Source organism: Trichlorobacter lovleyi (assembly GCF_015239775.1).
Classification (GTDB): domain Bacteria; phylum Desulfobacterota; class Desulfuromonadia; order Geobacterales; family Pseudopelobacteraceae; genus Trichlorobacter; species Trichlorobacter lovleyi_B.
Genome location: NZ_CP058409.1, coordinates 3,239,498 through 3,259,441, shown reverse-complemented (window position 1 = coordinate 3,259,441; position 19,944 = coordinate 3,239,498). Strand labels below are relative to the sequence as shown.

Annotated in this window: 17 protein-coding genes and 1 tRNA gene; 9 read left to right on the top strand and 9 right to left on the bottom strand. The window is 57.7% G+C overall.

Annotated elements, in window-relative coordinates; genetic code table 11:
• Positions 1-70: 70 nt before the first annotated feature.
• The 6 genes from FY034_RS15120 to serS form a co-directional block, all read right to left on the bottom strand.
• Entirely contained in the window at positions 71-877 is an 807-nt protein-coding gene (locus tag FY034_RS15120) for a hypothetical protein (protein ID WP_265551995.1), read from the bottom strand.
• Between the two features lie 24 nt (positions 878-901).
• Positions 902-1,498, bottom strand: coding sequence for an undecaprenyl-diphosphatase (locus FY034_RS15115; protein ID WP_265551993.1), 597 nt, complete (start codon positions 1,496-1,498; stop codon positions 902-904).
• Positions 1,499-1,727: 229 nt separating this feature from the next.
• Positions 1,728-2,063: a PepSY domain-containing protein gene (locus tag FY034_RS15110; protein ID WP_265551991.1), complete on the bottom strand. Its 336-nt coding sequence runs from the start codon at positions 2,061-2,063 to the stop codon at positions 1,728-1,730.
• A 419-nt stretch (positions 2,064-2,482) separates the two neighbouring features.
• Positions 2,483-2,713, bottom strand: a complete 231-nt coding sequence (locus FY034_RS15105; RefSeq protein WP_265551989.1) for an Arm DNA-binding domain-containing protein — start codon at positions 2,711-2,713, stop codon at positions 2,483-2,485.
• Between the two features lie 201 nt (positions 2,714-2,914).
• A tRNA-Ser gene (locus FY034_RS15100) sits at positions 2,915-3,002 on the bottom strand.
• 49 nt (positions 3,003-3,051) lie between these two features.
• Entirely contained in the window at positions 3,052-4,323 is a 1,272-nt protein-coding gene (gene serS, locus FY034_RS15095) for a serine--tRNA ligase (RefSeq protein ID WP_265551987.1), read from the bottom strand.
• A 49-nt stretch (positions 4,324-4,372) separates the two neighbouring features.
• Here serS and FY034_RS15090 point away from each other — a divergent pair, with 49 nt between their 5' ends.
• On the top strand, positions 4,373-5,425 hold the full coding sequence (locus tag FY034_RS15090; protein WP_265551985.1) for a CapA family protein: 1,053 nt from the start codon (positions 4,373-4,375) through the stop codon (positions 5,423-5,425).
• Here the strand turns inward: FY034_RS15090 and FY034_RS15085 are convergent.
• The 3 genes from FY034_RS15085 to FY034_RS15075 are packed head-to-tail and all read right to left on the bottom strand — an operon-like array spanning position 5,422 to position 7,756.
• Entirely contained in the window at positions 5,422-6,651 is a 1,230-nt protein-coding gene (locus tag FY034_RS15085) for a DUF1343 domain-containing protein (RefSeq protein ID WP_265551983.1), read from the bottom strand. The genes FY034_RS15090 and FY034_RS15085 overlap by 4 nt on opposite strands.
• A complete protein-coding gene (locus FY034_RS15080; RefSeq protein WP_265551981.1) occupies positions 6,636-6,854 on the bottom strand; it encodes a DUF4911 domain-containing protein in 219 nt (72 codons plus the stop codon). The genes FY034_RS15085 and FY034_RS15080 overlap by 16 nt, the downstream gene beginning before the upstream one ends.
• Positions 6,851-7,756 carry a polysaccharide deacetylase family protein gene (locus FY034_RS15075; RefSeq protein ID WP_265551979.1) on the bottom strand — a complete coding sequence of 302 codons (906 nt, stop codon included), beginning with the start codon at positions 7,754-7,756 and terminating at the stop codon, positions 6,851-6,853. The genes FY034_RS15080 and FY034_RS15075 overlap by 4 nt, the downstream gene beginning before the upstream one ends.
• 191 nt (positions 7,757-7,947) lie before the next feature.
• On the opposite strand from FY034_RS15075, the gene FY034_RS15070 reads away from it, so the two are divergent.
• From FY034_RS15070 to FY034_RS15035, 8 genes are all read left to right on the top strand, one after another.
• Positions 7,948-8,157 (top strand): hypothetical protein, encoded by a 210-nt coding sequence (locus FY034_RS15070; RefSeq protein WP_265551978.1) that lies wholly within the window; start codon positions 7,948-7,950, stop codon positions 8,155-8,157.
• Positions 8,157-9,878, top strand: a complete 1,722-nt coding sequence (kdpA, locus tag FY034_RS15065; RefSeq protein ID WP_265551977.1) for a potassium-transporting ATPase subunit KdpA — start codon at positions 8,157-8,159, stop codon at positions 9,876-9,878. Before FY034_RS15070 ends, kdpA begins: the two co-directional genes overlap by 1 nt.
• Positions 9,879-9,967: 89 nt before the next feature.
• Positions 9,968-12,037, top strand: a complete 2,070-nt coding sequence (gene kdpB / locus FY034_RS15060; protein WP_265551973.1) for a potassium-transporting ATPase subunit KdpB — start codon at positions 9,968-9,970, stop codon at positions 12,035-12,037.
• Positions 12,038-12,048: 11 nt separating this feature from the next.
• Entirely contained in the window at positions 12,049-12,618 is a 570-nt protein-coding gene (gene kdpC, locus FY034_RS15055) for a potassium-transporting ATPase subunit KdpC (RefSeq protein ID WP_265551971.1), read from the top strand.
• Complete coding sequence (locus FY034_RS15050) at positions 12,615-15,317, top strand: sensor histidine kinase (protein ID WP_265551969.1); 2,703 nt, start codon at positions 12,615-12,617, stop codon at positions 15,315-15,317. The genes kdpC and FY034_RS15050 overlap by 4 nt, the downstream gene beginning before the upstream one ends.
• Positions 15,314-16,012 (top strand): response regulator, encoded by a 699-nt coding sequence (locus FY034_RS15045; protein ID WP_265551967.1) that lies wholly within the window; start codon positions 15,314-15,316, stop codon positions 16,010-16,012. Before FY034_RS15050 ends, FY034_RS15045 begins: the two co-directional genes overlap by 4 nt.
• Before the next feature lie 109 nt (positions 16,013-16,121).
• Positions 16,122-17,942 carry a KUP/HAK/KT family potassium transporter gene (locus FY034_RS15040; RefSeq protein WP_265551965.1) on the top strand — a complete coding sequence of 607 codons (1,821 nt, stop codon included), beginning with the start codon at positions 16,122-16,124 and terminating at the stop codon, positions 17,940-17,942.
• An 80-nt stretch (positions 17,943-18,022) separates the two neighbouring features.
• Complete coding sequence (locus FY034_RS15035; RefSeq protein ID WP_265551963.1) at positions 18,023-19,843, top strand: KUP/HAK/KT family potassium transporter; 1,821 nt, start codon at positions 18,023-18,025, stop codon at positions 19,841-19,843.
• Positions 19,844-19,944: the final 101 nt, after the last annotated feature.

Sequence of the window (19,944 nt, the reverse complement as noted above, 5' to 3'; positions counted from 1 at the left end):
TTATAAGGTGTTATGTTGAAGCTGCGGCGGCGCCTCACCGGTCCGATCCGCCCTGCGTCTCGTGTGGGTGCTACTGAGTTAAAACGTTTTCTCCCTGTGCTGTTGTCACCGGTTCCAGGTCACGGCGGGTAGCACTCAGATAGATCACCAGTCCAGCGATGGCTGCCAGAAACAGGCCGCTAGTGGCCACGGTTCCCAGCCCCAGCCCACCATCGGGAGGGCTTTGCGCCAACAGATCACCGCAGGAGGCGCCCAGCGGACGGGTCAGGATGTAGGCGGCCCAGAAGCAGGTGATGGCGTTCCCTTTTAACAGATAGAAGACTGCCGTGACCGCTACGATCAGGGCCCCGAACAGCAAGGCGGAGTGGGCGTATCCAAGTTTCAGGCCTTCAGCGGTCAGGTCACCAGCTGCAGTACCCAAGGCAAAGGTAAACAGGATCGCTGCCCAGTAGAACAGCTCTCGCCGGACCGTAAAGATCGAATGGATCGAGAGGGTCTTCTCAAAGGCGTACCAGACGATAAACGTGGTCAGCAACGCTACACTGAAAACAGCGGTGGTGGTTCCCAGTGATACCCCCAGGTTATCCACAAGGTTGTCCGTCACCAGGGTGCCGACGATGCTGATCAGCACTACGGTGATCCAATAGAGCCAGGGGATGTAGGCCTTGGCCCGCACTTGCAGCACCATGAAGACAGCAAGCAGTAGCGCCATGACCGCTGAAGTGCCGGTCAGCCCAAAATGCAGGTTGAAGTTCAGAAAGTCGGCTGCGGTTTCTCCGACTGTGGTGGCAAGTATTTTGATAATCCAGAAGAAGATAGTAACTTCCGGCACTTTATTCCAAAGCTGACGCATGGTTGTCTCGGTTGCTGTTGGCATCTCTATTCTCCTTTCAAGTGATGGTTATTCAGCTATCCAGCCACGCCGTATCAGCGGCCCGGTCAGGTTGTGATACACTGTCTGCAACGGCTGATAGCAGTAGAACAGGAGTAACGGTGCAGCACGGCGCAGCGTCCAGGAGCTGATTTCGGCAGTTACTACAGCACCCAGCATATCCAGCGGAAAATGGACACCCAGATAGACACGCGACCAGGCCACCGGCAGTCCCAACAGGGCCAGCAGCATGCCCAGATAACGAAAACTCCTATGATAGCAAAGGCTGAAGGCCACCGACCACAGCAGGGTCAAATGATCACTGGGAAATGATGAATCAGGGGCATGCAGCAGGTAGGTGTGTCCCAGACCGAGCATGAACGGCCGCGGATGCTGCCAGACCAGAGCGATCATCTGATTGAGCGCCAGCGCGCCAAGCCCGGCTGCTGTAGCCTCCAGCATACTATGGCGATGCTGTTCCGTACCCCAGAGCCAGCCAACGGTTAAGAACAGCGGCACCAACCAGATGACCCCTTCGGCCAGACCTTTGGCAAGGGCCAGAGTCAACGGATCGGGGTGTGCCGGCGCATTTATCAGCAGAAAGAGCTGGAGGTTCAGGCTTTCCATGGCGTTTCCCGGCTTAAACCCTGCTCTGTTGAAACTGACGTGACAGGTAGCGTGCAGCAGTCCCGACAGCGGCAAGAACAGTAATCAGCAGTGCGGTTTTGGTAAGTGTTTTCATGGTTGTTGTTCCTTGGTGAGATGATCTGGTGACACCGTAGCAAGCAATACTTAGCTGAAACTTAGGAAATAAAAAAACAGCCGGGAGATTGCTCCCGGCTGTTGCCTACTTCAGCTAGTCCTCTTTGTCCTGGGCATCGTCATGGTCGGCCTTGTCCTGAGCCGATGCCAGTATGGTCCCCTTGACCGCATCGACAGCAACATCATAGCTGGTATTTCCAGCTACCACCTCGACATCAAAGACCCAGCCCTGTTTGCCATGTTCAAGCTCGGCCCGCACTGCCTGGCCGTGAACCTGCTGCTCTGCTGTCTGCACCGCCTGAGTCAGGGAGATAGCGGCATGACGGGTGATCAGCGCGTCGTTTTCCTGTGGTTTGGCAGCATAGGCTCCCAGCACACCGGCGACAGAAAGTGCAGCACATGTAACGCCAATCTTTACGAGTTTTTTCATAGATGTTTCCTCCTGTTATGATTTGTGCAGCAGTGCTGCATGGTCAAAACGTAACAGAGGAAACTTAGGGGAAAATGAGGAAGTTTTTTTGTCGTGACTACAAAATGCGATAAATATGAAAGAAATTACTGGTGTCTTTGTGAATGCTCTGGCGGTGAGGGATGACATTACCTCACTGATGGATTCTGATCTACGCTATTTTACAAACAAACGGCAAGAGCTTTGAAGCATTTTACCGGAACAGATCCGATCTTGATCTTCAGCAGCTTTGGGTCCGTCTGCTGGTTCTTGTGCACCGGGCAGGTGTGTACCCCCATGGGATTCAGGCTGAACTGACGCAGCTCCAAGAAACGTTGGATTTGTATCGTACCGGTCGGCAGAGGTATGTTATCGGCTAGTATTTAGGTTGCGATATTGACTCAAGCTGAACGACTGTCCCGATGACACATCCGTTTCTCTTCTATGTGGTAAGCCCCAAAAGCAATTGTTTTGCGCCTACCGTCAAATCGGTAATCATACCGCCATAACTTCCCACCTGATACCGTAACCAAAAGATACATGCCGTAGCCATCTTGTAATTTATAGTTTTGGTCTTTGGGTTTTGCTTTGCTTATTTGGATATCGGAGAGTGGTGCGATTCGTTTAGGCATGCTGCCTCACCTCGTTTTGGCGGTATTTTGGCGGTATTTTAATGACTCCTTTTGGCGGTATGGGAGATATGCCGTAAAAAATACCGCCAAAAGTCGTGGATTTGAGCATACCAGTGAGGACTGTACAGGACAAGTGCAAATAAAAAAGCCCTGATTTCTCAGGGCTTTGTGGACTAGTTTGGACTAGTCAGGATTGTTGAATGGCGGAGGGGGTGAGATTCGAACTCACGGACACTTGCGCGTCGCCGGTTTTCAAGACCGGTGCCTTAAACCACTCGGCAACCCCTCCGTGGAAGAGGTAAGCTTTCTAGCATACTTTGGGGCAGAAGCTCAAGCCCCTATTTGGTGATTTTTTCCATACCACCCATATACGGGCGCAATGCGGCCGGGATAACAATTGAGCCATCGGCCTGCTGGTAGTTTTCTAGAATAGCCACCAACGTCCGTCCTACAGCCAGACCGGAGCCGTTCAGGGTGTGGACATATTCCGGCTTGCTCTTTTCATCTTCCCGGAAGCGGATACCGGCCCGGCGGGCCTGGAAATCTCCAAAGCTGCTGCAGGATGAGATCTCACGGTAGGTATTTTGGCTGGGTAGCCAGACCTCAAGGTCATAGGTCTTGCAAGCGGAAAAGCCGATGTCGCCGGAGCAGAGCGCCATGACCCGGTAGGGCAGTTCAAGCAGTTGCAGTACCTTTTCAGCATGGCCGGTCAGTTTCTCCAGTTCTGCCTGGGATTCATCCGGGTGAACAAATTTCACCAGTTCCACCTTGTTAAACTGGTGCTGGCGGATCAGGCCACGGGTATCTTTGCCGTAGGATCCGGCCTCACGCCGGAAGCAGGGGGTGTAGGCGGTGTAGCAGATCGGCAGGTCTGATTTTTTCAGGATTTCATCACGGTGAATATTGGTGACCGGCACCTCAGCGGTGGGGATCAGGAAAAATTCCGGGTCCACCAGGCGGAACAGGTCTTCTTCAAATTTGGGCAGTTGGCCGGTGCCGGTCATGCTGGCCCGGTTGACCATGAAGGGGGGCAGCACCTCGGTGTAGCCATGCTCGGTGGTGTGCAGGTCAAGCATGAAGCTGATCAGGGCCCGCTCCAGCCGCGCGCCGGCCCCTTTGGAGAGGCAGAAGCGGGCGCCGGTGATCTTGGCAGCGCGTTCAAAGTCAAGGATATCCAGATCTTCTGCCAGATCCCAGTGCGGTTTCGGTTCAAATGCCATGTTGGGGAGGGTGCCCCAGCTACGCACAACCACGTTTTCATCTTCTGATCTGCCTACCGGAGTGGTGGGATGGGGCAGGTTGGGGATGGTCATCAGCAGGGCGCCAAACTCTTCCTCAACCGTCTTCAGTTCATCGTCAAAGCCCTTGATCTTGGTTGAGACCACTTTCATCTCGGCGATCTTGTCTTTGACCGTGCTCTTGTCCTTCACTTTGGCAATCTCTTCGGAGACACTGTTCTTCAGCGCCTTGAGGGTCTCGCTCTCGGTCAGCAGTTTGCGGCGTTGTTCGTCCAGTTCACGAAAACGAGCCAGGGAGATGTTTCCGCCGCGTGTAGCGAGGGCGGCCTCGGCCTGGTCAAGATTTTCACGGATAAATTTCATGTCAAGCATGGGAAATTCCTTTGGTTCTTTCAATATGAAGGTGTACTATCTAGCACTTATGAACCGCTACCGTCAACGCAAAACAGGTCTTAAATACCAACTCAGGATGCTATTCTACTCACTTCTACTGCTGCTGCCGACGGTTCTTTCGGCAACTGCTGCTGAAGTTGTGATCCAGGCTACCGGTGATGTGATGCTGGGCGGCCGCTGGGAACAGCAGATGGCGCAGGATGGCTATTATCACCCCTTTGCCCGCATTGCGCCGGAGTTGAAAAAGGGGGATATCACGCTGGTTAACCTTGAGGCACCGTTAACCAGCCGCGGCAAAGAGTTTACTGATAAGAAGTATCGCTTTCGGGTTAAACCATCAGCAATAGCAGCCCTCAAGAAGGCTGGCATTACCACGGTGACTCTGGCCAATAACCACAGCATGGACTACGGTCCGCAGGGGTTGCTGGATACCCTGCAGCAACTGGATAAGGCCGGTATTAGCCATGTGGGTGGTGGTGAAAACCTGGCAGCAGCCCGCAAAGCGGTGGTCTACGACATCGGTGGCACCAAGGTGGCTCTGCTGGGCTACTCCCTGACCCTGCCGCAGGAGTTCTGGGCCGGTGAAAAACGGGTCGGCACGGCTCCGCTTATGGAGAAGATGGTTAAGGATGATATTGTGGCAGCCCGTAAACAGGCGCCGATCGTGATTGTAACCGCACATTGGGGCGAAGAGGGCAAGATCCGGCTGCGGGAATATCAGCCTCGTCTGGCCCGGATGATGATCGATGCCGGGGCTGATGCGGTGATCGGTCACCATCCCCATATTCTGCAGGGGATTGAACGCTACAAGCGGGGGATTATCTGCTACAGCCTGGGGAACTTCGCCTTTGCCCATAAAAGCCGGATCGCCGACCGGACCCTGCTGGTCCGGCTGCACTTTGATGGCGACAAACGGACCGCAGAGCTGGTGCCGGTCAATATCCTGCATAAAGAGGTCGGTTTTCAGGCTACCCCGCTGTCCGGCAAGCGGGCAGATGAGCTGGTGGCGCGGGTGAAAAAGCTGCCGCCCGCCAAGCTGGCCGCACGAAAAGAAGGCGAACGCTGGTTCGTTGGTTTTTAATACAACAGGTAGCTCTTCCGCAGTTTCCTGAACGCCTCAATCCCCTGCTGCCAGCGGGCCGTCACCTGATCCGGTCTTGCCGATTCCGTTGTCAGCATCTTCCAGGCCGCATTATCTCCCAGCATGCCGCGAAAACCTCCTGCAATCCGGTACTGCTTCGGGTGGGCGCGGTAGATCGCCTGGGCCAGGTAGAGCCCTGCCAGCGTCAGGTTGGCTGTCTTCAGGTCGGTGATGGTAACCTCAATACCGTGGCAGAGTTTACCCCGGTAGGGGTGTCCGGGGGCGGTGGGGGTGAAGCTGGCGACGCTGAATTTCAGCCCTGCCAGGCTTGGCAGGTTTTTCAGGACGGCTGCCGGATCAAGCCAGGGGGCCCCATACTGGTGGAACGGCTTGTCGGTCCCCCTGGCCACCGAGAGGTTGGTGGCCTCCAACGGGCCAAAACCGGGATAGAGCAGGGCAGCCACCGGGTCTTTCATGTTGGGGGAGGGGTTGATCCAGGGAAGATTGGTATCCTGCCAGAGTAGCTCCCGTTTCCAGCCCTCCATGGAGACCACCTGCAGATTCGCATTGATCTTTGCCTCTGCGTTGATCAGCCGGGCCAGTTCGCCAATGGTCAGACCGTGGCGGGTCGGGATTGGGTGGGCCACCGTCAGGGAGCGGCAGCCGGTCTTGTCCGCAGCAATTCTGCGGGAGATCTCGTCGGCATCAGGCACGGCACCTTCAACTGCCATACCGCCCAGCGGGTTGGGGCGATCCAGCACCACCAGCGGAATCCCCTGCTGTTTGGCCGCCAACAGGGCGTGGTGCAGGGTGCCGATGTAGGTATAGAAACGGGTGCCGATCCCCTGGATATCAAAGACCAGCGTCTGGATGCCGGTCATCATCTCCGGTGTGGGGCGGCAGCTTGCGCCGTAGAGCGAGTAGACCGGCAGGCCGGTGCGTGTGTCGCGGCCAGAGGAAAGTTTTACGTCTGAATCGCCCCTGATGCCGTGCTCCGGAGAAAAAAGCGCCACCAGTTGGACACCTGGGGCCGCGGCCAGCAGGTCAATGCTGCTGGTGCCGTTGATTGAACGTCCGCTGTTGTTGGTGATCAGGCCGACCCGTTTGCCCTGCAGCAGGTCAAAGTTGCGGCGGGCCAGGATGTCGATACCGGGGATGACCTCGGCACGGGAATCCGCAGCAGACAGCACCATCGCCAGGCAGAGCAGAATCAGCAGGCGGGCCATGCCACCTCCTCCATGCCGATCTCTTCCTGCAGGGCACGAATCAACCCTTCCAGTTCTTCCTCCCGCCCTTCCGGGGCGATCATCCTGACGATGCCTTTGGCATTATCCATGGTACTGACCGTGCAGAGCCCTTCGTAGGATTCGGTGATAAAGGTCAGGTAGGCGTGCTGACTGCGGTCAACCCGGAAAAAACGTGTTGTCATGCCGTCACCTCAGCACCCTGCAGCGCCACCGGCAGGGTGCGGCCTGCAATCATTCCCATGGCAAGCTGACAGACAGGCGCATCGGTAATCCGGGCCCTGGCCTCGGCCAGGCTGATGCAGGGGATGCGGTTTTGCGCGAGCAGCTCCAGCAGGCGGCTGAAGGAGCTGCGGATCACGCCCCCCTCCAGTTCGGTGTGAATGGTCAGGACGTTCAGGCCGGGCTGTAACTGCTGCAGGTAGTAGTCAGGCAGGTCATCCGGGGTCAGGCCGTCGCGGCCCAGCAGTTCATCGGCCGTCGGCAGCGTGGTGGGGATCTGCAGGGTGGAGAAACGCTGACCGTTCATCACCGGATAAAAGGGATGGCTGCCCCGGCAGTCGCTGCAATAGGACAGCTCCATCTGGTCCTGCAGGGCCAGCGAGTCCGGCGAGACGGTCCAGCCAGGCGCTGCCGTGGTGGTGGTCAATCGATCAAAGACCTGCTTGAACCCTTTGGCCGCCTGGCCCAGTTCGGATTTGACAAAGCCAAGATCACCCTTGAGCAGAAAATCATGCCAGTTGGTATGATCCCAGGCATGAATCCCCACCTCATGTCCCTGTTGTTCTGTCTGACGCATGATCCCGGCGCATTTCTGGTGGATTACCGGTCCCGGCAGCAGCACACCATAGAGCATGGTCTTGAGGCCGTAGGCTGATGGGGCGCCGGAACGCAGCGCCTTCTGAAGAAATCCCTTGTGGGTAAAGATGCGGCGCAGGGCCCGGCCGGTGTGGTCCGGTCCCAGACAGAAATAAAAGGTGCCTTTGGCATTGTGGCGGGCCAGCAGCTCAAGCAGCACCGGCACGCCGTCACGGGTGCCGACATAGGTATCAACATCAATCTTCAGCGCAACGATACGCTCATCCATGAACAGTGTTTCCTTGTCGTGTCAGAAATGGGGATAACTCTAGCAGATTTTTCAGCCAAGAGCATTGCCTGATTGCACCGCGTGTATCTTGATGCCCCTTTGACCTGATCAGGGCCGATTTTGACGCCTGTTTGATCTCTGATTTTCTATCGTACAAGCATGAAGCAAGATCGATAGGCCGGAGGCGGATCATGAAGGCGTACCAGTTTAACGAGGATACCGGGCTGTACGAAGGTGAAATCTTTGCAGACAGTGCTACACTTGCCTATGTGGGTGGTGTCACCACTGTTGCTCCGCCGGAGTATGGCGCCGGTCAGGTTCCGGTGTTCGACAGCATGGCCCAGCGTTGGGAACTGTTGCCGACAGCATTGGCCCGTCAACTGTTGCTGGGGAGAGGGTAATGAGTCAGTTACTGGTTGAGCTGGTGCAGGTAGCGTTCCTGCTGCTGATCCTGCTGGCGTTGATCAAGCCGCTGGGCAGCTTTATGGCCAGGGTCTACCAAGGGGAACGTACCTTTCTGACACCATTGGTAGCACCGGTTGAAAACCTGCTGTACCGGATCAGCGGGGTGCGGCAGGATGAGGAAATGGGTTGGCAGCGTTATGCCTGGTCCATGCTGCTGTTTAATCTGGTGTTGTTTGCCGGGCTGTTTGTCCTGCTGCTGACCCAGCACCTGCTGCCGTTGAATCCGCAGAAGCTGCCCCCCTTTACCTGGCAACTGGCGCTTAACACGGCGGTGAGTTTTACCACCAATACCAACTGGCAGAACTATTCCGGCGAACAGGCTGCCAGCTATCTGACCCAGATGGCGGGATTTGGTCTGCATAACTTTGTCTCCGCTGCCACCGGTATGGCGATCGTGATCGCCCTGATCCGGGGTTTCAGCCGCCGCAGGAGTGCTGCCATCGGCAACTTCTGGGTGGATTTGACCCGTGGCACCCTCTATATTCTGCTGCCGCTCTCGTTGGTGGCTGCCATTCTGCTGGTCTCACAGGGAGTGATTCAGAACCTCTCACCGCATAGGACTGTTCCGTTATTGCAGGCTTCCCGGTACAGTCAGCAGGAACCGACTGCCGTGCGTCTCCCAATGGGGCCCGTAGCTTCCCAAGAGTCAATCAAGCTTATTGGCACCAACGGCGGCGGCTTTTTCAACGCCAACTCGTCTCACCCCTTTGAGAATCCCACCCCCCTGTCCAACGGCCTGGAGATCCTGCTGATCCTTTTGATACCTGCCTCATTAACCTATACCTTTGGCGTGATGGTTGGTAATACCCGCCAGGGGTGGGCCCTGCTGGGGGTTATGACCTTCCTGCTGCTGCTCTGTTTCAGTGTGCTGCAGGGTGCCGAGCAGTCAGGCAACCCGTTGATTGCAAAGCTTGGCGTTGTGGGTGGCAACATGGAAGGCAAGGAGCTGCGTTTCGGCATGGTTGCCAGCAACCTGTTTACCGTGACCACCACTGCCACCTCATGCGGCGCGGTCAACAGCATGCATGACTCACTGACCCCGATCGGCGGCCTGATCCCGCTTTCGTTGATCCTGCTGGGCGAAATCGTCTTTGGCGGGGTCGGCTCCGGGCTCTATACCATGCTGGCCTTTGCCATCATTGCAGTCTTTGTTTCCGGCCTGATGATCGGTCGCACCCCGGAGTACCTGGGCAAGAAGATCGAGCTGCAGGAGATGTGGCTGTCGATCATCACCATCCTGGCTGCCGGTGTGATGGTGTTGATCCTGTCCGGCATCGCCATGATCACGCCAGCCGCTGTGGCATCCATGGCCAATCCCGGTGCCCATGGCTTGTCAGAGGTGCTGTATGCCTTTGCCTCCATGGCCAACAACAACGGCAGTGCCTTTGCCGGGTTGGATGGTAACGTGCCGTTCTACAACCTGCTGGGTGGGCTGGCTATGCTGTTGGGCCGTTATCTGCCGGCTGTTGCAATCCTGGCTATGGCCGGTTCACTGGCAGAAAAGAAATATATCCCCCCCAGTCTGGGTACCCTGCCCACCGACAAGCCGGCGTTTGCCTTCTGGCTGACCCTGGTCATCCTGATTGTCGGAGCCCTGACCTTCTTCCCGGCCCTGGCCTTGGGGCCGATTGTGGAACAGCTGGCCATGCTGGGATAACCCCCCTTAGTTCCCCCTTGTCAGGGGGGAACGAAAGCCCTCCCCTGATAAGGGGAGCGGGGAGGGGTTAAAACAAGGAGATACAACAGATGTCCAAACATAGCCAACAGCCGACATCGGCCTTTGATACAGCCCTGCTGCAGTCAGCCCTGCTGGAGTCCCTGAAAAAACTTGATCCCCGCCAGCTCTGGCGTAACCCGGTCATGCTGTGCGTGGAGATCGCCGGCGTTATTACCCTGATCACCTTTGGACGGTCGCTCTCCAGCCTCACTGCAGAACCGGCCTGGTTTGCCGGCACGGTCTCGGCTTGGCTCTGGCTGACCGTGCTCTTCTCCACCTTTGCCGAGTCGCTGGCAGAAGGGCGGGGTAAGGCCAGGGCTGCTTCCCTGCGCAAAAGCCGTATTGACGTAACCGCAAAGCTGCTCGCCACGCCTGAGTTTACCAGCACCTTCTGCTCGGTCGGTGCCAGCCGGCTTCGCAAAGGAGACTGCATCCTGGTGGAGGCGGGTGAGATGATCGCCGGTGATGGCGATGTGGTGGCAGGGGCGGCCCTGGTGAATGAATCCGCCGTAACCGGTGAATCAGCCCCGGTGATCCGGGAATCAGGCGGTGACCGCAGTGCCGTGACCGGCGGCACCACGGTGATTGCCAACAGTATCATCGTGCGGATCACCGCCAACCCGGGCGAGACCTTTCTGGACCGGATGATCGGTCTGATTGAAGGGGCCAAGCGGCGCAAGACCCCCAACGAGGTGGCACTGGAGGTGCTGCTGATCTCCCTGACCGTGGTCTTTCTGCTGGTCTGCGCCAATATCGCACCGCTCTCGATTTACAGCGTCAAGGCAGCCGGTCAGGGCACGCCGGTCTCTCTGACCATTCTGGCAGCCCTGTTTGTCTGTCTGGCCCCCACCACCATCGCAGCGCTGCTGCCCGCCATCGGTATTGCCGGTATGGACCGCCTGTTCCAGAAGAACGTGATCGCCCTGTCCGGGCGGGCCATTGAGGCGGCCGGTGATGTGAATGTGCTGTTGTTGGACAAGACCGGCACGATTACCCACGGCAACCGCGAGGCAGTGGCCTTTATAGCGGTGGATGGCCATTCCGAACAGGAACTGGCCGAGGCTGCCCTGATGGCCTCACTGGCGGATGAAACCCCGGAGGGACGCAGCGTGGTTGCCCTGGCCCGCAGCGGCTATGGCCTGACGAATGGCAGCCTGCTGTCTGGTGCAGAGGTGATCGACTTCAGTGCCGATACCCGGCTTTCCGGCATCAATCTGCAGGGGCACCAGTACCGCAAGGGGGCTGCTGACTCACTGATCGTCTTTGCGAAGCAACAGGGGGCGACCCACGTCCCGCCTGAGCTGGGCGATGTGGTGGACAAGATTGCCCGGGCCGGCGCCACCCCGCTGGTGGTCAGCAAGGACGATCAGATCCTGGGGGTGATCAACCTGAAGGATATCGTCAAGTCCGGTATTCAGGAACGCTTTCTGCAACTGCGCAGTATGGGGATCAAGACCATCATGATCACCGGCGACAATCCGTTGACCGCCGCAGCCATAGCTGCCGAGGCCCAGGTTGATGACTTCCTGGCCCAGGCCCGGCCGGAGGATAAGCTGCGCCTGATCAAGGATAATCAGGAGGCAGGTTTCATGGTGGCCATGACCGGCGATGGCACCAACGATGCCCCGGCCCTGGCCCAGGCCGATGTGGCGGTGGCCATGAACACCGGCACCCAGCCGGCCCGGGAGGCAGCCAATATCATCGACCTGGACTCCAACCCCACCAAGTTGCTGGATATTGTGGAGGTGGGCAAGCAGATCCTGATGACCCGTGGTAACCTGACCACCTTCAGTATCTCCAACGACATTGCCAAGTATTTTGCCATCATCCCGGCCATGCTGATCTCAATCTACCCCCAGCTTGGCAGGCTGAACGTAATGGGGTTGGCCAGTCCCCACAGTGCCATCCTTTCAGCCGTTATCTTCAATGCCCTGATTATCCCGCTGCTGGTGCCGCTGGCCCTGAAAGGGACGAAATTCCGGGCCATGCCTGCTGAAAAGCTGTTGATCCATAACCTGCTGATCTACGGGCTGGGTGGTATCATTGCACCGTTTGCGGGGATCAAGCTGGTCGACCTCTGCATCGCACTGCTTGTCTAGGGAGAACAGCCATGAAAGATATAAAACCGGCAATCCTGCTCTTTGTTCTGTTTAGTGTCATCTGCGGTGGCATCTATCCGGCCCTGGTGACCGGTCTTGCCCACGCCCTGTTCCCCGGCCAGGCCAACGGCAGCCTGATCAACGACAAAGACGGCCGGATAATCGGCTCCAGCCTGATCGGTCAGCCGTTCACTGAACCCCGCTATCTCTGGCCGCGTCCCTCGGCCACGGCAGTGTTCAGCTACAACCCGGCTGCCTCCGGTGGTTCCAATAGCGGACCAACCAACCCGGATTATCTGAAAATCGTGGCAGAACGGGTCAAGGTCCTGCGAGAGAGCGGCATCACCGGCCCGATCCCGGCTGAACTGGTGCAGGCCTCGGCCAGCGGGCTTGATCCGCATCTTTCACCCGCGGCAGCCAAGCTGCAGGTGCCGCGGATTGCCAAGGCTCGTGGTATCCCTGAAACAGCGGTGCAGAAGCTGATCAATGAGCATACTGAAGGTCCTCAGCTGGGAATTCTGGGAGGGGCACGGGTAAATCTGCTTGCGGTTAATCTGAAACTGGATACTCTTGGACAATGACCAACCCTGTCAATGACATACGCCCCACACCGGAGGCGATGCTGAAGCTGGCCCAGGCTGAGGAGGCCCAATCCGGGCAGGGCAGACTGAAGGTGTTTCTGGGCTATGCCGCCGGGGTGGGCAAGACCTATGCCATGCTGGAGGCGGCGCGGGAGCGCAAGCGGGACGGCCGTGATCTGGTGGTGGGGTATGTGGAATCCCACGGCCGCAGCGAGACCGATGCGCTGCTGGAGGGGCTGGAGCTGGTCCCCCGCCGGGAGCTGCCCTATGCCGGTGTGTTGCTGCCGGAGATGGACCTGGATGCCATCCTGGCCCGCAAACCACAGATTGTGCTGGTGGATGAGCTGGCCCACAGCAACGTGCCGGGTTCGCGGCATGAAAAGCGCTGGCAGGATCTGGAGGAACTGCTGGCCGCCGGGATTGATGTCTATACCACGGTCAATATCCAGCATTTTGAGAGTCTGAACGACGTGGTGGCCCAGATCACCGGCATTACGGTGCGGGAGACCGTACCGGACCGGCTGCTGGATATTGCCTTTGAGATCAAACTGGTTGATATCTCGCCGGAAGACCTGTTGCAACGGCTGCACGAGGGCAAGGTCTATATCCCGGATCAGGCTGCCAAGGCGATTGAGAAGTTTTTCCGGCCCGGGAATCTGATGGCGCTGCGGGAGCTCTCCCTGCGCCGTACCGCTGCCCGGGTGGATGACCAGATGCGGGCCTATATGGAGCGCCAGTCGATTGCCGGCCCCTGGCCAACGGCAGAACGGCTGCTGGTCTGTGTCAGCGGCAGCCCGTTCAGCGAACAGTTGATCCGGGCCACCCGACGGTTGGCCGAGGAGCTGAAGGCCCCCTGGCATACGGTCTATATCGAGACACCGGGCAGTGACCGCCACACCAGAGAGAATCGCGAACGGATCTGGCAGGATCTGCGCTTTGCCGAAAGCCTGGGGGCGCAGGTGGCCACATTGACCGCCACTTCGGTACCGGACGCGGTGGTGGAGTATGCCGCCCGCCATAACGTGACCCGCATCGTGGTGGGCAAGCCCAGCCGCAGCCGCTGGCAGGAACTGCTGCACCCGCCGATTGTGGACCAGATCATCCGTCGCAGCAGTAGCAGCGATGTCTTTGTGGTACGGATCAGCAGTGAGGGCCAACAGGGACGGCCGCAGCAGGCGGTCAGACCTCCCCACCATGCCCATCCTTTTGGCTATCCGGCTGCCGCGCTGCTGGTGGCTGCAGCAACCATGCTGTGCGGGCTGGTCAGCCGTTTTCTGGAGCCGACCAATCTGGTGATGATCTACCTGCTGACCGTGGTGGTGGCGGCGGTACGGCTGGGGCGCCGACCGGCCATGCTGACCGCCTTTCTGGGGGTGTTGGCCTTTGACTTTTTCTTTGTTCCACCCCATATCACCTTTGCCGTGGCCGATACCCAGTATCTGATTACCTTTGCCGGGCTGCTGATGGTGGGGCTGGTGATCAGCTCTCTGGTGGCACGGGCTCGGGAACGGGCCGATGTGATCCGGGTCAGGGAGATCCAGACCGCTTCACTGTACTACCTGAGCCGTGATCTGGCGGCTGCGGCTGATATTGTTACGGTGCTGCAGGCGGTGACCAGGAACGTGGAAGAGGCCTTGAATGCCAAGGCTGTCATCTTTCTGCCGGAGGGGGAACGCCTGGAGCAGTTGGCTGCAAGTGAGGGGGTGCAGCTGAACAGCAAGGAACAGGCGGTTGCAGACTGGGCCTTCCGCAACCGCCAGCCGGCCGGCTGCGGTACCGATACCCTGATCTCGGCCGAGCTGATCTATCTGCCGTTGCAGACCCCGGCCAGCCAACTGGGTGTACTGGGGGTGCGGATGGAGGATGAGCTGGATTATCGTTCCACCGAGAGCCGCCGTCTGCTGGATGCCTTTGCCGTCCAGGCGGCCATGGCCATTGAGCGGGTTCAGTTTTCCCATCAGGCCGAGCAGGCCCAGATACTCCAGGCCCGTGAAAACCTGGAACGGGCGCTGCTCAACTCGATCTCCCATGACCTGCGAACCCCGCTGGTTACGGTGACCGGCGTGCTGGCAAGCCTGCGGGATGAGGGGATGCACCTCAATGATCAGGCCCGGCATGAACTGCTGGATACCGCAGCCGGCGAGGCCGAGCGCCTGAACCGCTTTGTGGGTAACCTGCTGGATATGACGCGGATTGAGGCCGGAGCCATCAGGCTGAATCTGGAACTGTGCGACATACAGGATCTGGTGGGCTGTGCCATGGCTGCTATCAAGCACCGGGTGGGGAACCGGAACATCCGGATCAGACTGCCGGATGACCTGCCGATGGTGTCGCTGGATCTGGTGCTGATGACCCAGGTGCTGGTGAACCTGCTGGATAATTCGCTGAAATATTCTCCGCCTGAGGGTAGTATTGAGATCAGTGCCCGCCTTGAACGGGGCTGGCTGTTGCTGGAGATTGCCGACCAGGGGCCGGGGGTGCCGGAGCAGGATCTGAAACGGGTTTTTGACAAATTTTACCGGATACCGGTGCCGGAGGGGGTCGGGGGCACCGGGTTGGGGCTTTCAATCTGCAAGGGGATTGTTGAGGCCCATAACGGCAGCATCAGGGCCATAAACAAGTCTGGCGGCGGGCTGATGATGGTGGTACGGTTGCCATTGGCCGTGCAGAACACCCTGGAGGAGAACGGGCAACTATGACATCTGAGACTTCGGGAGAAAATCTTCCGCGCATCCTGATCATTGATGATGAAGTGGCGATCCGGCGTTTTCTGCGTACGGTTTTGTCCGGTGAGGAGTTCCTGCTGTACGAGGCGGAGAATGCCCATACCGGATTATCGGTCACGGCAGCAATCCGTCCTGATATCATTCTGCTTGATCTGGGGTTGCCTGATTTGGATGGTATCGAGGTGATCAAAAGGATTCGTGACTGGTCGCAGGTGCCGATCATTGTGCTCTCGGTGCGAGAGCGGGAGGAGGACAAGATCGCGGCACTGGATGCCGGGGCCGATGATTACCTGGCCAAGCCGTTTGGCGTGGGAGAGTTGCTGGCCAGGATGCGGGCCAGTTTGCGCCGTGCCCGGCAGGTGACTCCTGAACCGACCTTTGTACGTGACGATCTGGAGGTAAACCTTGAGTTGCGGCGGGTCCTGGTCAGGGGGCAGGAGGTACAACTGACCCCGACCGAGTATGACCTGCTCAAGCTGTTTATCAGTCAGGCCGGCAAGGTCTTGACGCACCGCCATATCCTGAACAAGATCTGGGGGCCGTCCCATCTGGAACAACCTCATGTGCTGCGGGTCAACATCAGCAATCTGCGCCGCAAGATAGAAACGGATCCGGCCCAGCCACGCTATATCACTACCGAGCCGGGAGTGGGTTACCGTCTGGTCTGAAGCCGGGTTCTTGATACTTTCTTGATATGTTTGCCATCCATCTTGATACCCCCTTGACACGGGAAGGCCTATACAGGCAGGTACTTCATCAGCATTAAAGAGGAGTAGCATGCAGCAGCACGACAGTGATTCCTTCTGGGGCGGTATTGTCAAGGCAATGGGACTGGTATTCGGCGACATCGGTACCAGTCCGATTTACACCCTGGCTGTTATCTTCGGTATTACCCGCCCCACCCCCGAGCATATCTTCGGTATCATCTCGCTGATTTTCTGGACCTTGGTTATTTTAGTTCACCTTGAATATGCGGTGCTGGCCATGTCCCTTTCCCGTAAAGGAGAGGGGGGGACGATTGTTTTGAAGGAGATCCTGACCCGGATGTTGCAACCGGGACGGCGTCTGGCCTTTATCGGCATCCTCTCTTTTCTGGGGGTGGCACTGCTATTGGGAGATGGCGTGATCACCCCGGCCATCTCAATCCTCTCGGCGGTGGAAGGTCTGGTGTTGATTCCCGGACTTGAAGGAACGCCCCATGCGGCTCTGATCCTGATTGCCGCCATCATTGCCATGGTGCTGTTTGTCTTTCAGTTCAAGGGGACCGACCGGGTGGCTGGTGCCTTTGGTCCGATTATGGTGCTCTGGTTTGCTGCCCTGACCGTTTCGGGCCTGCTGGGAATTGCCACCCATCCTGAGATTCTGAAGGCCCTGAGTCCCCATTATGCGATCAATTTCATGCTGCACAATGGTCTGGTGGGGTTCTTTGTGCTTTCCGAGGTGATCCTCTGCGCCACCGGTGGTGAGGCGCTCTACGCCGATATGGGCCACCTGGGACGCAAGCCGATCCGTCATGCCTGGTATTTTGTGTTTGCCGCCCTTTTGATCAACTATCTTGGCCAAGGCGCCTTTTTACTTAGTCACCCTGATACCAAGAGCGTGCTGTTTGGCATGATCAAATGGGAGGCGCCGCTGCTGTATATCCCGTTTCTGGTCCTGACTATCCTGGCCACCATTATTGCATCCCAGGCCTTGATCAGCGGGGTTTTCTCGATTGTTTATCAGGGGATCACTACCCGTATCCTTCCTCTTTTAAAGGTGGACTATACTTCAACCCATCTGAAGTCACAGATCTATATCGGCTCGATCAACTGGCTTTTGCTGGTGCTGGTGGTCATGATTATGCTGGTTTTTCAAAAGTCGGAAAACCTGGCCGCGGCCTATGGTCTGGCCGTGACCGGCACCATGACCATCACCGGCATCATGATGGTCATGATTTTTTCACGTACCAAAAAGAAATGGAAGGTGCCGCTGGCACTCTTTGTTACCTTGATTGATCTGCTCTTTCTGGTTTCCAACCTGTACAAATTGCCCCATGGCGGCTACTGGTCCCTGATTCTGGCCTCGGTGCCGCTGGTGGTCATGCTGGTCTGGACCCGTGGCCAGCGTGCCCTGTATCGCGCCCTGCGCCCGCTTGAACTGGATACCTTTGAGATCGCCTATGAGCAGATCTACGCCAAGGGACGCAACATCCCCGGCACCGGCCTGTTCTTTGTCAAGGAATACACCGTGGTCCCCCCCTACGTGGTGCACTGCATCATTCGCAGCAACATCATCTACGAGCGTAACGTCTTTATCTCCATTGTGCGGACTGACGAACCGTTTGGTCTGGTGTCGGAACTCAAGACCGGCATTGCCACCGGACTGGATGCCTTTGAGATCCATGCCGGCTATATGGAGCATCTGGATATTGAGACACTGCTGCAGCAGCACGGTATCAAGGAGAAGGTGATCTTCTACGGGGTAGAGGATATCAGCACCCCCAACCCGGTCTGGAAGCTGTTTGCCACCATCAAACGCCAGACCCCCAACTTCGTACAGTTCAATAAGCTGCCGGCCAGCCGCCTGCAGGGAGTCGTCACGAGGGTTGAAATGTAGCATGCTGGTCAAATCGGACTTCTTGGGGTATAAGCTCAAAGAACGGCCCTGCCGTTACTACGTATACCTCAGGATGTTGCATGACCCACAAACATGAAGATTCCTTCTGGGGCGGTATCATCAAGGCCCTGGGACTGGTGTTCGGCGATATCGGCACCAGCCCGATCTATACCCTGACCATTGTCTTTACCCTGACCCGGCCGACCGTTGCCAACGTCTACGGCATCCTGTCGCTGGTGTTCTGGACCATGACCATCCTGGTGACCGTGGAGTATGCCTGGCTGGCCATGTCTCTGGGGCGCAAGGGGCAGGGGGGCGAGATCGTCCTGCGGGAGATCCTGATCAAGATGCTCAAACAGGGGCGCCTGCTGGCCTTTGCCGGATTTCTCTCGTTTCTGGGGGTCTCGCTCTTGCTGGGGGACGGCGTGATCACCCCGGCCATCTCAATCCTTTCGGCCGTGGAAGGTCTGCTGTTGATCCCCTCGCTTGCCGGCATGAAGCAGTCGCTGCTGGTGCTGATTGCCGCCCTGATCGCCTTTACCCTGTTCTTTTTCCAGCATCGCGGCACCGACAAGGTGGCACGGATCTTCGGGCCGATCATGCTGCTCTATTTCGGTTCGCTGCTGGTCTCCGGTCTGGTCTCCATCGCCGGTATGCCGGGCATCGTCAAGGCGGTCAGCCCCCATTACGCCTTTGAGTTTTTCCGCCAGAACGGCTTTGCCGGTTACATTGTGTTGTCGGAGGTGATCCTCTGCGCCACCGGCGGCGAGGCGCTCTATGCCGATATGGGGCATCTGGGCCGCAAGCCGATCGTGCGGGCCTGGTATTTTGTCTTCTTTGCCCTCTACCTGAACTATCTGGGCCAGGGGGCCTTTATCCTGGGCAGCGGCCAGACCAAGAACATCCTGTTCGCCATGATCAACCATCAGGCGCCGCTGCTCTACATCCCGTTCCTGCTGTTGACCATCATGGCCACCATCATCGCCTCCCAGGCGATCATCAGCGGGGTCTTCTCCATTGTCTATCAGGGGATCACCACCCGTCTGATGCCGCTGATGAAGGTGGATTACACCTCCACCCATATCCAGTCCCAGATCTATATCGGTGCGGTCAACTGGACCCTGATGACCGCCGTGATCTTTGTGATGTTCTTTTTTCAGAAGTCGGAGAACCTGGCCGCGGCCTACGGCATGGCCGTGACCGGCTCCATGACCATCACCGCCATCATGATGGTGATGGTCTACTCGCACACCATGAAAAAATGGAAGGTGCCGATCGTGGTGGTGGTGGGCATTCTGGACCTGATCTATTTCACCTCCACCTTTTCCAAGATCCCCCACGGTGCCTACTGGTCGATCATTCTGGCGGCGGTGCCGTTTGTCACCATCATGGTCTGGACCAGGGGACAGAAGGCGCTCTACCATGCCCTCAAACCGCTGGATCTGGAGACCTTCATGATCTCCTATGAGCAGATCTTCGGCAAAGGGCGCAACATTCCCGGCACCGGTCTGTTCTTTGTGCGGGGACTGGATGTGATCCCCCCCTATCTGGTGCACTGTGTGATCCGCAGCAACATTATCTATGAGCGCAACGTGTTGATTTCCATCGTACGGACCGATGAACCGTTCGGGGTGGAAAGTGTCCATACCAAGGAGATGGGGCCGGGGCTGGAGGGATTTGAGATTCAGGCCGGTTATATGGAGGTGATCGAGATTGAAAAGATCATCAGGGCTTACGGCATCACAGAGAAGGTCATCTTCTACGGTATCGAGGATATTGCCACCACCAACCCGATCTGGAAGTTCTTTGCCCTGATCAAGAAACTGACCCCCAACTTTGTGCAGTTTAACAAGCTGCCGGCGGCAAAGCTGCAAGGGGTGGTAACAAGAGTGGAAATGTAGGTCCGGGCGGCTGCGGAGGCTGTCTGCGTCGTTGCGCGGTGCTCACTCCCTCGCCTACCGGATACGGTATGTCTCGGTCGCTGCGCTCCGTGCGCCTGGCA

Bases quoted from the DNA above. Each gene is read 5' to 3' on its own strand.
- FY034_RS15045 (WP_265551967.1), top strand. From the start codon at position 15,314: ATGACATCTGAGACTTCGGGAGAAAATCTTCCGCGCATCCTGATCATT.
- FY034_RS15050 (WP_265551969.1), top strand. From the start codon at position 12,615: ATGACCAACCCTGTCAATGACATACGCCCCACACCGGAGGCGATGCTG.
- FY034_RS15120 (WP_265551995.1), bottom strand. From the start codon at position 877: ATGCCAACAGCAACCGAGACAACCATGCGTCAGCTTTGGAATAAAGTG.
- FY034_RS15080 (WP_265551981.1), bottom strand. From the start codon at position 6,854: ATGACAACACGTTTTTTCCGGGTTGACCGCAGTCAGCACGCCTACCTG.
- FY034_RS15110 (WP_265551991.1), bottom strand. From the start codon at position 2,063: ATGAAAAAACTCGTAAAGATTGGCGTTACATGTGCTGCACTTTCTGTC.
- kdpB (WP_265551973.1), top strand. From the start codon at position 9,968: ATGTCCAAACATAGCCAACAGCCGACATCGGCCTTTGATACAGCCCTG.
- FY034_RS15070 (WP_265551978.1), top strand. From the start codon at position 7,948: ATGAAGGCGTACCAGTTTAACGAGGATACCGGGCTGTACGAAGGTGAA.
- kdpA (WP_265551977.1), top strand. From the start codon at position 8,157: ATGAGTCAGTTACTGGTTGAGCTGGTGCAGGTAGCGTTCCTGCTGCTG.
- FY034_RS15040 (WP_265551965.1), top strand. From the start codon at position 16,122: ATGCAGCAGCACGACAGTGATTCCTTCTGGGGCGGTATTGTCAAGGCA.
- serS (WP_265551987.1), bottom strand. From the start codon at position 4,323: ATGCTTGACATGAAATTTATCCGTGAAAATCTTGACCAGGCCGAGGCC.
- FY034_RS15090 (WP_265551985.1), top strand. From the start codon at position 4,373: ATGAACCGCTACCGTCAACGCAAAACAGGTCTTAAATACCAACTCAGG.
- FY034_RS15075 (WP_265551979.1), bottom strand. From the start codon at position 7,756: ATGGATGAGCGTATCGTTGCGCTGAAGATTGATGTTGATACCTATGTC.
- kdpC (WP_265551971.1), top strand. From the start codon at position 12,049: ATGAAAGATATAAAACCGGCAATCCTGCTCTTTGTTCTGTTTAGTGTC.
- FY034_RS15035 (WP_265551963.1), top strand. From the start codon at position 18,023: ATGACCCACAAACATGAAGATTCCTTCTGGGGCGGTATCATCAAGGCC.
- FY034_RS15115 (WP_265551993.1), bottom strand. From the start codon at position 1,498: ATGGAAAGCCTGAACCTCCAGCTCTTTCTGCTGATAAATGCGCCGGCA.
- FY034_RS15105 (WP_265551989.1), bottom strand. From the start codon at position 2,713: ATGCCTAAACGAATCGCACCACTCTCCGATATCCAAATAAGCAAAGCA.
- FY034_RS15085 (WP_265551983.1), bottom strand. From the start codon at position 6,651: ATGGCCCGCCTGCTGATTCTGCTCTGCCTGGCGATGGTGCTGTCTGCT.